The organism is Tannerella forsythia (genome assembly GCF_001006485.1).
GTDB classification, from domain to species: Bacteria; Bacteroidota; Bacteroidia; order Bacteroidales; family Tannerellaceae; genus Tannerella; species Tannerella forsythia.
In genome coordinates, this window is the sequence record NZ_JUET01000058.1 from 138,769 (window position 1) to 152,803 (window position 14,035).

8 protein-coding genes are annotated in these 14,035 nt (G+C 45.2%); 5 read left to right on the forward strand and 3 right to left on the reverse strand.

All coding sequences use genetic code 11. The features are described 5' to 3' along the window. Positions 1–13 precede the first annotated feature (13 nt). The 4 genes from Tanf_RS03645 to Tanf_RS03660 all read left to right on the forward strand — a co-directional run bounded on the left by Tanf_RS03645 (position 14) and on the right by Tanf_RS03660 (position 8,162). A complete protein-coding gene (locus tag Tanf_RS03645; protein ID WP_046825094.1) occupies positions 14–1,738 on the forward strand; it encodes a RagB/SusD family nutrient uptake outer membrane protein in 1,725 nt (574 codons plus the stop codon). Positions 1,739–1,888: 150 nt separating this feature from the next. After that, on the forward strand, positions 1,889–5,473 hold the full coding sequence (locus tag Tanf_RS03650; protein ID WP_046824947.1) for a SusC/RagA family TonB-linked outer membrane protein: 3,585 nt from the start codon (positions 1,889–1,891) through the stop codon (positions 5,471–5,473). 35 nt (positions 5,474–5,508) lie between these two features. Beyond that, positions 5,509–6,996 (forward strand): RagB/SusD family nutrient uptake outer membrane protein, encoded by a 1,488-nt coding sequence (locus Tanf_RS03655; protein WP_080948543.1) that lies wholly within the window; start codon positions 5,509–5,511, stop codon positions 6,994–6,996. 32 nt (positions 6,997–7,028) lie between these two features. Beyond that, the gene (locus Tanf_RS03660) at positions 7,029–8,162 is read left to right on the forward strand and encodes a TlpA family protein disulfide reductase (protein ID WP_231964071.1); all 1,134 of its coding nucleotides are present in this window, start codon (positions 7,029–7,031) and stop codon (positions 8,160–8,162) included. Positions 8,163–8,485: 323 nt separating this feature from the next. Here the strand turns inward: Tanf_RS03660 and Tanf_RS03665 are convergent, their stop codons facing one another. The 3 genes from Tanf_RS03665 to dnaE all read right to left on the reverse strand — a co-directional run bounded on the left by Tanf_RS03665 (position 8,486) and on the right by dnaE (position 13,186). Beyond that, positions 8,486–8,899 carry a Fur family transcriptional regulator gene (locus Tanf_RS03665; RefSeq protein ID WP_014225057.1) on the reverse strand — a complete coding sequence of 138 codons (414 nt, stop codon included), beginning with the start codon at positions 8,897–8,899 and terminating at the stop codon, positions 8,486–8,488. A gap of 157 nt (positions 8,900–9,056) precedes the next feature. Continuing rightward, positions 9,057–9,371, reverse strand: a complete 315-nt coding sequence (trxA, locus tag Tanf_RS03670; RefSeq protein WP_014225058.1) for a thioredoxin — start codon at positions 9,369–9,371, stop codon at positions 9,057–9,059. Positions 9,372–9,400: 29 nt separating this feature from the next. Further along, a complete protein-coding gene (gene dnaE, locus Tanf_RS03675; protein ID WP_014225059.1) occupies positions 9,401–13,186 on the reverse strand; it encodes a DNA polymerase III subunit alpha in 3,786 nt (1,261 codons plus the stop codon). A 168-nt stretch (positions 13,187–13,354) separates the two neighbouring features. On the opposite strand from dnaE, the gene Tanf_RS03680 reads away from it, so the two are divergent. Then, positions 13,355–13,954: a porin family protein gene (locus Tanf_RS03680; RefSeq protein WP_041590775.1), complete on the forward strand. Its 600-nt coding sequence runs from the start codon at positions 13,355–13,357 to the stop codon at positions 13,952–13,954. Positions 13,955–14,035: the final 81 nt, after the last annotated feature.

The window sequence follows — 14,035 nt, forward strand, 5'->3', positions numbered from 1 at the left end:
AAATTCAGTTACAATGAAAAAGATAATATCAATGCTAATCATGGCAACTTTCTGGACATTTACGGGATGCGATATCGAGCGATTTCCATATACGGATTTGTCTGCAGATGAAGTGAAGAAAGACCCGGAAGCTTCGCTTGATGCATTACTCAACGGAGCCTATGCACAGTTGAAAAAATGGTCGGACGTGATGCACCGCTGTGGAGAGTATGCAGGAGATAACATCATGATACGTGGAACATCTACCGACGCATTTTATGAATTTATTTCTTATTCGCGCACCCCCAATAATTACCGGCTACAGTCGTTTTGGGATAATAGTTATAAAGCCATTGCACAGACCTCCAATATTCTCAAACTTGTTGACGAAGGGATCAATAAAGATATTGATAATAAACTCGGAGAGTGTTACTTTATCCGTGGTTTTCTCTACTTCTATCTTTGCCGTGCATACGGTAGACCATACTATCAGAATCCGGAAACGAATCTAGGAGTACCTATCGTAAACGGTACGCCGGATGATATATTAGGCCCTCTTCCCGATCGTTCCAGTGTGCAAAAGACGTATGAACAGGCTATTTCGGATTTGAAGAAAGCGGCTACGCTGATAACGAAGAATAACGGTGCTACCTACGGATCAAGGGAAGCGGCATGGGCTTTGCTCTCACGTATCTATCTTTATATGAGCGGTACATTTGACCATCCTAATGCCGAATATGCAAAACTTGCCGTTGAGTATGCCGATAAGGTGATTCAATCGGGTGTGTATAAAATGCTGGATCGTGCTGATTTTATGAAGTATAATACTTTTACACCCGAACAGAATAAAGAGACTATTTTTGCCATTAAGCGTGTGGCTTCCGAATTTTCGGGCTGGGATCACTATTACGGGATAGGAGGAATGTATGCCAATATTGGCGGTATGGGATGGGGCGAAATGTATGCCAGTGCAAAATATATTGCATTGCTTGATGAAACCGGGCGTAACGACTGGGCGAACAATAAAATTGTGGATGCACGTGCTGCATTTATTGAACCGCAGTATGTGAAGGACGGAAAAAAGGTGTTTCGCTTTATTAAAAAAGTATATAATAGTCAGGGGGTACATACGAATTACAACTATGTGCAGGCCGAAATAAAAAACAATGCTGATAATTCGACGCTTACCTGTACCGAAAATACCGAAACGTATACACTCACTCCTGTCGATCGGGAGCAGGGCATTTGGTCGATTCAATACAAAGACGGGAATACATATACGGGGGTGATTGATCCGGAGATGAAATTAAATCGCGTCTATCCCATGTTTTATGTTGTCAAATGTTCGCGCGAAGGGGAGGACTCTCACTTGCATTCTCCGGTTATTACCCGTTTGGCTGAGATGTATCTGAACAAAGCTGAAGCAGCGGGTAAGTTGGGCGATTATGCAATGGCGCTGAATGCCCTTAATGTTGTGCGTGAGCGTTCGTTGCCGGGTAAAGGCTACGATGCTTTAACGGCAGAAAATGCCGAAGCACGTATAGAGAAAGAGCGTACTCTCGAATTGGCTTTTCAGGCCGAACGCAGTTACGATGTCTACCGAAACGGCCATTCGTTGACACGTCACTATCCGGGGCCGCATAATGCACTGGAAGAGATCCAGCCTAAAGATTATCGGACGGTCTATTTCATTCCTCAGAATGCCATCAATGCTTACCCGGAAGGAAGCAAACTGACACAGAATCCGACATCAAATTAGCTGGAAGTAAAATAAGAGCCGTATCAATAGCTGTTTATTGAGACAGTTTCTTCAAGGCGTGCCGGAAGAATTAAGATACAAGGCACACTTTCTTTTCTGTTTTTTTACAAAGTATACATATTAATCTTTACAAAACAAAAAATAGTATCTATGAATCAGAACAAACAAAGAAAACGGTTCAGACAGCTGGCTGCCGGTATGTCGCTAGCGCTTATGCTATGCATATCCGGTGTATCCGGTGTATTGTCTGCCTCTCCGTTGCAGGTGCAACGGATGTCTGTCAAACTGGAAAACGGAACTTTGCGCGAGCTTTTCCATCTGATCGAAGAAAAGTTCGACTATTCGTTCTTGGTCCGTAACAACGACATCGACTTGAATGAGCGTCTTACGCTCGATGTAACCGATCAGCCGGTAGAAAACATCCTGACCGATGCCCTGAAAAAGCAGGATGCAACCTTTACCGTGAACAATCAGAGGATTTTAGTGTACAAGGCAAATGGAAAACAACCCCGGAGTTATCCGGTAGCATCTTCTTCTTCTTCTTCTCCGGCGCAGCAACAACAGGGGAAGGTTGTGATAAAAGGAAAGATTATCGATGAATCCGGTGAACCGTTACCCGGGGTATCAGTCTATACGAAAGATATGACATCCGGCACGATCAGCGATCCGGACGGTAAATTCAGCCTGCCGGTTAACCATGCGAACGACAGTGTTTACTTTTCCTATGTAGGTTATCGTACCGAGCGTATTTTAGCTCAATCGTACCGAAACAAGAACGTATTGATTAAACTCGTATCCAACGCCGTTCAAATGAGTGAATTAGTTGTTGTTGCTTATGGGTCCACCAACCGTAAAACATTTACCGGATCGGTTTCAGCCCTTACGGCGGATGATATTCAGCGGAACAAATCGAATAATATATTAAGCAGCTTGCAAGGTACGATTCCCGGGCTTCGACTCGAAAATAAGTCGCAACGAGACGGACGAAGTCAGCCGCATATAGTTATTCGAGGTGCTTCCTCGATTAATTCGAGTATCTCTCCGCTTTATATTATTGACGGAGCGCCCAGCGATGCCATCGAACAACTGAATCCTGACGATATTGAATCGGTCTCGGTGTTGAAAGACGCGGCGGCTATTTCGCTTTATGGGGCTCGGGCAACGAATGGTGTCATCCTGATTTCGACGAAACAGGGGCGTCGAAATACGCATCAAAAAGCATCCGTGAGGTATACGGGACAGATCGGCTTTTCCAATCGTACAGGGAAAGATTACAAGATGGTATCTCCGAAAGATTACTATGAACTGTCGTGGGAGGCGTTGCGTAATGGTGCAGAAGATAATCCGGGATTACTGACGGCCGGAGGGAAGAAATACGCGTCGGCAGCTGAATATGCGACCTCGGAATTGCTGAATGTCTTCGGATACAATGCTTATGATAAGGCACAACCGGTAGGGCTGGACGGTAAATTAGACCCGTCGGCTAAGCTGCTATGGTGGGAAGATTATAGCGAGAGCCTGATCAAAACCGGTTTGAAGCACGAACATACGTTTAATATCAATAACGCAACGGATAAGCTCAAATATTATATTTCGGCAGGATACTTGAATCAGAAAGGGTTGAACCCTGGAAACGGAGGGTTTGACCGTTTTACGGCTCGCACGAATCTCTCGTACGAGATTAACCGTTATGTCACGGTGGGAATTAATCTCGGTATGAGTAACTCGACCACCAAGACGAACAGTATCAACAACGGATATGCTGATTTCGCCACATATGCCCGCCTCACACCGGGGCTGTACCCGTTGTATAAACGCAATGAACAAGGAGAGCTTGTCTATGATGAAAATGGGCAGCGGGTATTGGATTTCGGAAACGGTCCGGCCAATATTTTAAACAGCAGACGGCCTAATGTTACTTCACAGGAAGGAGGATGTAATCCTTTAGGTACATTGGATTTAGATAAGAGCAGATATAAAAGTCGGTATTATTTCACGAATTTCTTTGTCGATGTCAATCTGTGCGAAGGGCTGAAATTCAAAACTTCTTATTCCGGAAATACGTCGTATTCCGACAGTAAATTCTACCGGAACAGAACGATCGGAGAGAGCAAAGGAAAAGGGCTTCTGATTGTCAATACCTCACAAACGACGCATTGGACGGTAAACAGTATATTGAGTTATGACAAAGCATGGGGAAGCGATCACCGCCTTCGTTTGCTGTTAGGCTCCGAAATCAACGAAAGAGCCAACTCCAGTGTCAACGCTTCTGCCACAGGCTTTGCTTTTGAAGGAATGGATGAGCTGGTAAACGGATCGACCATTGTGAAACCTGCTTTGGGTGCAGGCTCTTCGTCATCCGACCGTTTGGTGGGCTTCTTCTCTCGTGCGGAATACGACTTGTATAACCGTTACTTTTTTTCGGCCAGTCTCCGACGCGACGGCTCTTCCCGTTTCCATCCTGATACACGTTGGGGGAACTTCTGGAGTGCCGGCGCTTCGTGGATCATCAGTCAGGAGAAGTTTTTGCAGAACTGTAAATGGCTGTCACTTCTAAAGCTGAGAGTCAGCTATGGTACGTCGGGGAATATCGGGACGAATGACTATCGTTCCTATTATGCTACCGGATACATGTTCTTGGGAACTCCCGGAGTGTATATCTCCGAATTAGCCAATAAAAACCTGAAATGGGAAATCAATAAGCAACTCAATGTCGGGATAGATGCGGCCTTTGTCAATGATCGTATCCGTTTGACGCTCGACTGGTATAACCGGCAGACCGATGATCTCTTTTATAATGTCCCGCTGTCGCCTTCGATCGGATTTAAGCAGGTGCTCCGTAATATCGGAAGTTTGAGAAACAGAGGACTTGAATTGTCGATAACGACTCGAAATATCCAAACGAAAGATTTTGAATGGACGACGAACTTTAATATCTCCAACAATAAAAATGAGATTCTGGCGTTGAATCAAGACGAGTTCATTACCGGAAACCGTATCTATAAGGTGGGACAAAGTACTACCGAATTTTTTATCCGTGAATATGCCGGCGTGAATCCCGAGAACGGAAAGCCGCAATGGTATATTGACGAAGTAAGTACACAGACAGGAGAAAGAACGGGGAACCGGGTGACAACGGAAAATTGGAATGAAACAGTGATTAAAACGATTAAACTCGATGACGGATCGACCAAAACAGTACGCAACCTGGGACGTTATTCCGTTGGGAATTATACGCCTACCATCTCCGGAGGACTTTACAATACGTTCCGGATCGGAAATTTTGACTTGGGGATTTTAGTTAACTACTCGCTGGGTGCCAAAATTTTGATGGCCGACTATGCCCCACTTACCAATTCCGGAAGTAGTACCGTCAAATTGTTCCATCACGACATGCTGAACCGTTGGCAGAAAAAGGGCGACGTGACGGATATTCCCCGATTGACAACTACGAGTGTCAATAATTACACCGGCTCTTTTTCATATACCTCCACATTCTATATGCGTAGTGGAGACTATTTGAAGTTGAAGACCCTGCATTTGGGGTATATGTTGCCTTCGAAAATGAATAAAGCGCTGCATATTGCCGGCGCCCAATTTTATTTACAGGCCGATAACGTATGTTACTTCAGTGCCGAACAGGGGTTTGATCCGGAGCAGGTATCAGGGGGGGTTGTCACAAACAGTTTCCCTACTTTATCTACCTATTCGGTCGGGGTCAAACTTGATTTTTAATCCATCTGGTATATAAATGATTAATTGATAATAAGATGAAAACTATATTAAGACGATTGAATCGTCGAAATGTGCCCTCTATCATGGTGCTTGTCGCTTGTCTCCTGTTGGTGCGGTGTAATGATTTTTTAGATGTGATACCGAGGGATAAGGTATCATCCGATATTGTATTCACCTCTTACGAGTCGGCAACAACCGTGCTCGGCGGCGTGTATGATCATATGACCTATTCGGCCGAAGGATTCATGATTAAAGCCCAGAGCTTAGGTATCCATAACTTTATTTTGGCTGCCGATATGATGGGACAGGATATTATTCCGAAAAACTTTTCCGGGCAGTTTCAAGGTGATGACTATAGCTTCAGCACTCGTACGATGGAGAAAGATCGTCCTTCCTTCTTTTGGTTCTATTGTTATACCCATATCAATGTGCTGAACGACTTGCTCAGTCACATGTCCAAAATGCAGGGAACGACGTCCGAGAAAAAACAGGTGGAAGGGGAAGCGCGGGCCTTGCGTGCCTATCATTACCTGTTGCTGGTACAATGGTTTCAGCAAACCTATCTGCTCAATCCTGAGGCTCCCGGTGTACCGTTATACCTCGAACCGACGATTGATCCCAAAAATAGGGAAAGTATGAAAGCGGTGTATGAGGCGATTACGGCAGACCTGCAATGGGCCGTTGAAAACCTTCCCTCCGGCCGGCGCAAGGATTCGAAATATGTTGTCTGCAAAGATATGGTGAAAGGCTTGCTTTCACGTGTCTATATGGAGACGGGTGATTACGAAAAAGCGGCCGTATTAGCCAAAGAATTGGCCGAAGCGTATCCCTTAATGTCGAATGATGAATATAAGCAGGGTTTTAATAATGTATCTGTTTCCGAATGTATATGGGGCTTGCCTGCTTCCGCAAAAAATACGAATGCCAACTATTCGCTGCCTACAGTCTGGAGTCATCCGCGTAAGAACAAACGCTGGTCGATGGAGTTTGTTTTCCTGAACAGTGACTTCGTCGAATTGTTTGCAGAGGGAGACGTGCGGAAAGAACTGATTCAGCTCAATCCGAAGACGGAGGAAACCGGAAAATATCCCGAGCGGAAATATATATCTTTTAAGATTATGGACCCGGATGAAAACGACAAGTTGCCCGATGTGCTGTTGATGCGGAGCAGTGAGATGCTTCTGATTGCTGCCGAATGCGCAGCCAGACTGAAGAAGGATACCGAAGCGCAACAACTCCTCTTTAAGCTGCAGCAGACACGCTACCCCGCTGCCGTGAAAACAACGGCTACCAGCCAAGCGCTGATCGATGAAATCTGGACGGAGCGACGCAAGGAACTCTACGGTGAAGGCTTTGCACTTCTTGATCTCAAGCGTTTTCGCAAGCCGCTCGTAAGGAAGGGACTTCATACCATCAAAAGGAATGATGCCGAAGGAATATTGTATCCCGCTGACAGTAAAATGTTTACCCTGCAAATACCTGAAGGAGAAATTCAGACAAATAATATCGAACAAAATCCCTAAGATAATTATATAAAATTTTAAACATGAAGAAAATGAAGAAAAAATTGATCGCATTGATCTTTGTATTGATGGCAATGCCATTGGTGCATGCGCAAAAAAGTGAAATTACGGTAAAAGGGAGCGTTAAGTTCCCGGATGACAAATCCAAAATTCGGATTTTTTATGCTGACAAGTTCGATGAAGTCGTCATCGATTCATTTGAAGTAAAGGCAGACCATACTTTTGAGAAAAAGGTAACACTCCCTTTCCCCGGTATCTACTATATCGATTGTCAGAAATGGGAATACCTGGAATTTTGGGGTGAAGATGAGAACATCGAAGTGCACTTCAGAGGACAGGATACGGCCAAAATAAAGATCAAAAATCCGCTGTATGAGCATATCGTAAATCCCGGAAGAAACAATGAATTGATGAATTTGCAGAACTATTTTGACCATATGGCCTATCAGGGAATGATTAGTGCAGGTAAAGAGGTCTATCAAGCCGGGAAAAGCACTTGCGATGAATGGAAAGAATACGTAAAAAAAGCGTATGACAGGAATGCCGAAACAAGCGAGGAATACATCAAATACCTTGTACGTTATTACGGAGACCGGAACAGCGCTATTTCTCTTCTATACAGGTTGAAGGATGAAGAGTTAAAAAACAGCATTCTGACTTATTTTCAAAAAAACAAGCCGGATTACATTCCCTATGTGAAGTATGTAAAGGAGGAGGAAGAAAGACTCAGTCAGGCAGCCAAACTGGAAGCCGGGAAGATTGCTCCGGGCTTCAGTTTCCCCACACCGGACGGTAAAAAAACACTCGGCCCTGAAAATTTCAAAGGAAAATATCTTTTGATCGATTTCTGGGCATCTTGGTGTGGCCCTTGCCGGAAAGCTATCCCGCACCTGAAAGAGGCTTATGCGAAATACAAAGCACAAGGGTTCGAAATCTTATCCGTATCGATCGATAGGAAAGAAACGGACTGGAAAAAAGCATTGAACGAAGAAAAGATGCCCTGGTCACAAACGTGCGCACCTAATTCAGGGAAAGATATTATGAGCACCTATCAGTTCAGTGGCATACCTCATTTAGTGCTGCTTGATAAAGACGGAAAAATCATCGAGAGAGGAATTGTCGCAACGGAATTGGACGAAACATTAGCGAAAATAATCGCGGAATAGTCCGGAGATGCCCCCTCAAAAAGGATGGGTTTTCGAAAAAAACGTCAAGAAAGAGAACATGATGATTCATGGTCAACCGTTATACCGGGTACTCATAGAGGGAATAAGATAAGATAGCAAAAGGAGCAGGGAAGATTTGGAAAACTTCCCGCTTCTTGCTTCTGATTCGTGGCGATAAACCTAACCCTCTCATTTCCCGTGCCGATCCCCTTATCTTTTACCACACGCACAGAAATACCTCTAACTCCTTAGAACCATCGGTATTCCGTATTTTCCAAAGGGGCTTCTTTTTTAGCTTCTTGGGGCTTTGTCGACCCCAATGCTCAAGGAGTCCGCTTCGACTTACATTCGGCACACAAACCTTTTACATTCACATAGGCTTCATCGATCGAGAAATCCGTATTTTGGGGGAGTAAATGATGAATTTCGGGCAGTGGAATATCGATGATGCATCCGCATGCCTTACAACGAAAATGCCCATGTGTTTCCATCACACTGTCGAACCGGGCATTTTTCTCATCGATGTCAATCTGCATCGCCGTTCCCTGTTGAACAAAAAGTTTCAGCGTGTTATACACCGTTGTTTTCGACAGTGTGGGAATCTGCGGCAACAACTCCGTATAAATCTCATCCACGGTCGGATGGGTATGATGCTGAAACAGATATTCCATAATAGCTATGCGCTGAACAGAGGGCTTAATGCCATGCGCCAGTAAATATTGTTGCGTCGATTTCATACCGTCCAGTTCATCTTATTTTTTTATAATGGACACAAAAGTAAGGCAAAAAAAGAAGCCCATCAAATATATCGAAAGCATTTTGAACCCCATAGAACAGAATCCGGGTAAACGCCGGAAAAAAGCGCTACCCGGATTCTTCATAAAAGCAATTCAATCAAAGAAGTTTATCAATCTTTTCGGCCAGTGCACCTTTTTGCGCAGCACCTACCTGCTTGTCGACAAGCTGACCATCTTTAAAGAGTAAAATCGTAGGAATGTTGCGAATTCCGTATTCCGAAACCACCTCGTCGTTCTCATCGACATTGACCTTCCCGATGGTAACGCGGCCTTCGTATTCGGTTGCCAACTCATCGATGATGGGACTCACCATCCGGCAGGGGCCGCACCATTCCGCCCAAAAATCCAATACCACAGGTTTCCCTGCATTCAATACTTCTTTGTAATTTGCGTCTGTTACTGTTAATGCCATAACTCTTTTGTTTTTAATTGGTTGAAAAATTATTTATTGATCGTAAAATCTAAATGATCCGAGTCGTTGATAAAATTCAGCAACTCTTGCGTAACGTTCAGCCTGATGTCACGCGACGAGAAATGCAATGCCACATGATCGCTTCCGGCGACGTTGAAAAACAACTGTGTCTTGCCCGGATTACTTTTTATCAAAGTGGACAGTTCGCTGATTATCTGCTTGTTCAAATCGTCGATCGGAATGGAGATACTGAGCGAATGAATCAGCGAGTCTTTCACGTCATGCAACAGTTGGATCGAGTTGATTTTAAAATCAAGCTCTGCTTCTTTCCACCTTCGCGGCTGAAGCTCCGCCTTTATATAAAGATAGAGTCCTTCCTTGCCGTACTTGCTGAAATTAATATAATTGTCGCCGAAAAGCGGCATCTCTCCGCTGCCCGACATATCTTCGATCTTGATGATGCCGTAAGGCTTCCCGGTCTTCGTGAGTCCCTCCCGATACCCCGTCACGATACCGCCAAGCAAAAGTTCCTTGTTCTGAAACTCTTCCCATTCGCGGCTGTCCACATCCTTCATCGTCATGTTGCAGACATGGTTCAGGATGATGCGGTATTCATCGAGCGGATGTGCAGACAGATAGATGCCAATCAGTTCTTTCTCTCTGTTAAGCCGTTCCAGCACACTCCACGGCTCACACTTCGGGATTTCGGGACGTGCAATCTGTATCGCATGATCATCACCGAACAGCGAGGCGGACGACATCTGTTTATCCGTCTGATATTTCATTCCGTAACGTATCACAACGTCAATAAAGGTCTCCCCCTTTCCACTCGGAGTAACGAGCGGTTCGCGCGGTATACTCAAGGTATCGAATGCACCTGCCAGAGCCAAGCTTTCAAATGCTTTCTTGTTGCATGCACTCAGATTAACCCGTTCGACAAAATCGTAAATATCCTTATAAGGCCCGCGCTTGTCACGTTCCTCGATAATCGCCTGAACAGCACTTTCTCCCACTCCTTTAACGGCCACGAGTCCGAAACGGATATCTCCCTTCGTATTCACCCCGAATTTACGGTGCGACTCGTTGACGTCAGGACCCAGCACTTTAATCTTCATCGCCTTGCATTCGTCCATCGCCTTCGTAATTTCTTTGATATTCGAAAGGTTCCGACTCAGTACGGCGGCCATAAACTCCGACGGATAATGAGCCTTCAGATACGCTGTCTGATAAGCGACCCATGAATAGCATGTCGCATGACTTTTGTTGAACGCATACGAGGCAAATTTCTCCCAGTCAGACCAGATTTTCTCAAGTGTTTTTATATTATGCCCGTTTTTTTGGCCGCCGTTAAGGAATTTACTCTTCAGCTCATTCATCTTGTCAATCTGCTTTTTTCCCATGGCCTTACGCAACGTATCGCTTTGCCCGCGGGTAAAGCTGGCGAGCAACCTCGAGAGCAACATGACTTGTTCCTGATAAACGGTAATTCCGTACGTATTTTTCAAATAACGCTCCATCTCGGGAATGTCGTAGGTGATCTCTTCCCGACCATGCTTACGCGCGATAAATGCGGGAATATAATCCATCGGTCCGGGACGATAGAGCGCATTCATCGCGATCAGGTCTTCAAATTCGGTCGGTTGCAATTCCTTCAGATACTTTTGCATGCCGGCAGACTCGAACTGAAACGTCGCGACGGTCTTTCCTTGACAGAACAGATCGTAAGTCCGTTTGTCATTGATCGGAATCTTATCAATATCAATGGCCTTACCGGTCGTCTGCTTGATATTTTCGATCGCTTCTTTAATGATCGACAGTGTTTTCAGGCCAAGAAAATCCATCTTGATCAGCCCCGTTTCCTCAATGACCGAACCTTCATACTGCGTAACGAGCAAAGTCTCTTTCGTTTCCTTGTCTTCGGCCGTTGCCACAGGCACGATATCGGAAATATCCTGCTGTCCGATAATCACACCGCAGGCATGCACACCTGTATTCCGCACATTGCCCTCCAGCTTTTGAGCATATTTTAACGTGTCGCGCAGGATGGGATTCGTGCTGTTGGCTGCCTCCTTTAACTCAGGTATGGCCTCAATGGCATTCTTCAGCGTTAGCTTCTTATCCGGTATTTTATCCGGTACCAGCTTGGCCAGACGATTTGATTCCTTCAGAGGCAGTTGTTGCACCCGCGCCACATCTTTCAGCGCCAGCTTGGTTGCCATCGTGCCGTAGGTAATGATATGCGCTACGCGCTGCTGACCGTATTTTTCCGTCACCCATTTCAGAACCTCCCCACGCCCGTCGTCATCAAAATCGATATCGATATCAGGCATAGAAATACGATCGGGATTAAGGAAACGCTCGAACAGTAAATCGTATCGGATGGGATCGATATCGGTAATTCCCAAGCAGTATGCGACGACCGAACCGGCGGCCGAGCCACGTCCCGGTCCGACGGATACGCCCATCTCCCGGGCGGCTGTGATGAAATCCTGTACAATCAGGAAGTAGCCGGGGAACCCCATTCTTTTAATCGTTTTCAGTTCGAAATGAATACGTTCCTTCGCCTCTTCCGGTATGTTTTCGCTGTAGCGGTTCGGGCTCATCGCCCGTTTAAGGGTCAGATGCTCGAGGTAGTCCGCTTCCAGCTTGATACGGATCACCTTCTCATAACCGCCGAGACGCAGATAATTATCCGTTACTTTACCATCGGCATCCGTCTCATTAAATTCGTCCATCAAGTCTTTGGCCGTATATTTTTCGCGATACGCCTCTTCCGTACCAAACGAAGGATCAATTTCGAAGAAAGGCATCAATGCCGGTGAGTCGATGGAATACAGTTCCACCTTGTCAAGAACTTCAAGCGTATTGCTCAGGGCTTCGGGTACATCGGCAAAAATCGAGTTCATCTCAGCCGTACTCTTCATCCACTCCTGTTTGGAATACCGCATTCTTGCCGGATCATCGAGGTCTTTGCCGGTGCTGAGGCAGATCAGGCGATCATGCGCTTCGGCATCGTCTTCATTCACAAAATGCACATCATTCGTTGCAATGATTTTTATGCCGTGCTTACGTGCCAACTCGACCAAGACTTTATTGACTTCCACTTGCTTTGGATAAGTGCTTTGGTCGGCATTTGGGGCATGCGTTTCGTGACGTTGCAATTCCAGATAGTAATCATCGCCAAAAAGGTTCTTGAACCATAGCACCGAAGCTTCGGCCTCTTCTTTCCGATCTCGCATGATCAACTGCGGGATTTCACCTCCAAGGCATGCGGAACAGATGATGAGCCCCTCATGATATTTTTCAAGCAGCTCCTTATCAATGCGCGGATTGCGATAAAACCCTTCCGTCCATGAGAGCGAGACCATCTTAATTAAGTTCTTGTATCCTTTCAGATTCTTCGCCAGAACAATCAGATGCCATCCTCCGAGATCTTCTTTAGCCGTCTTGTTAAAACGCCCGTTCCGTGCACAATAACACTCACAACCTAAGATTGGTTTAAAGACTTCTTTTTTTTTCGCATGTATCTTCTCCGAAAGTTTTTGCATGCGATCCGTTTCTTCAGGCGTCGGATGATCTTTATCGTTTAACTTCCGAAGTTCGTTTTCGCAATCTTTAATTATGCTAAGATGTTTGCTGTTTTTCTTCTGAACCTTATTGTAAAATTCTTTGATGCCAAACATGCTTCCGTGATCGGTAAGCGCCATGCCGGGCATTCCATCGCCCTGCGCCTTTTCGATTAACGCATCGATGGAAGCTTGTCCGTCAAGTAGTGAATACTGCGAATGTACATGTAAATGAACAAACGGTACCATAAATTTTACATTTTACGCAATAATGATGATTAAATTCAAATTCGATTCAAAGATAAGCGATGTTTCGGAAGCCGGCAAGAAATTTCGTCATTACTCGTTTTTTTTAGCAATAAATAGGTCGCATCTCAAAAAAAACAGTACTTTTGTTTGCAAATCAGATGGAAGAAGATGAGAAAGGGAGGATTTATACTGATGATGTGCCTGCTTTCGTGGGCGATGGAAGCCAAGATTACATGGGGGGTCCGGGCCGGTTTGTCATACAGCTCATTGACGCAGATTGTCGACGAAGAGGTCACGTATGGAGGCCGGTTAGGGTTCGGTGTGTCCGGGCTGGCCGACATTCCGCTTTCGCGCAAGTTCTCTTTATGTCCGGAACTTGTATTCATCAATCAAGGAGGATCATACGATTATACGTATTTCGTCTATAATGACAAGAAAGAAGGGCGACATACATGCAACTATTACTCGCTTCAACTACCTGTTAACTTAGTGTATAAGATCAATCTCAGCAACTGGCAGATGGGCGTTCAAGCCGGCCCGTTTGTCTCCGTTTCCACACGAGAGCGGGAGCGACACAAATGGAAAACCCGCGACTTCAGACCGTTCGATATCGGTGCTGGAACAGGACTATATGTCGAGCACCGGCACGTTTTCTTCTCGGTCTATGCCCAAACGGGATTTATCGATAAGTTACGGGAAAAACAACCTTTCGAATCGCAGATTTATCAAAACGACGTGACTTTCTCCTTCGGTTACCGGTTTCGATGACTCCGGCCTCAGGTTGAAAATCTTTTAGGCCCTAAGATCGATCGCGCTGGACAAAATTATTACGATTATTCAAGAAATTAA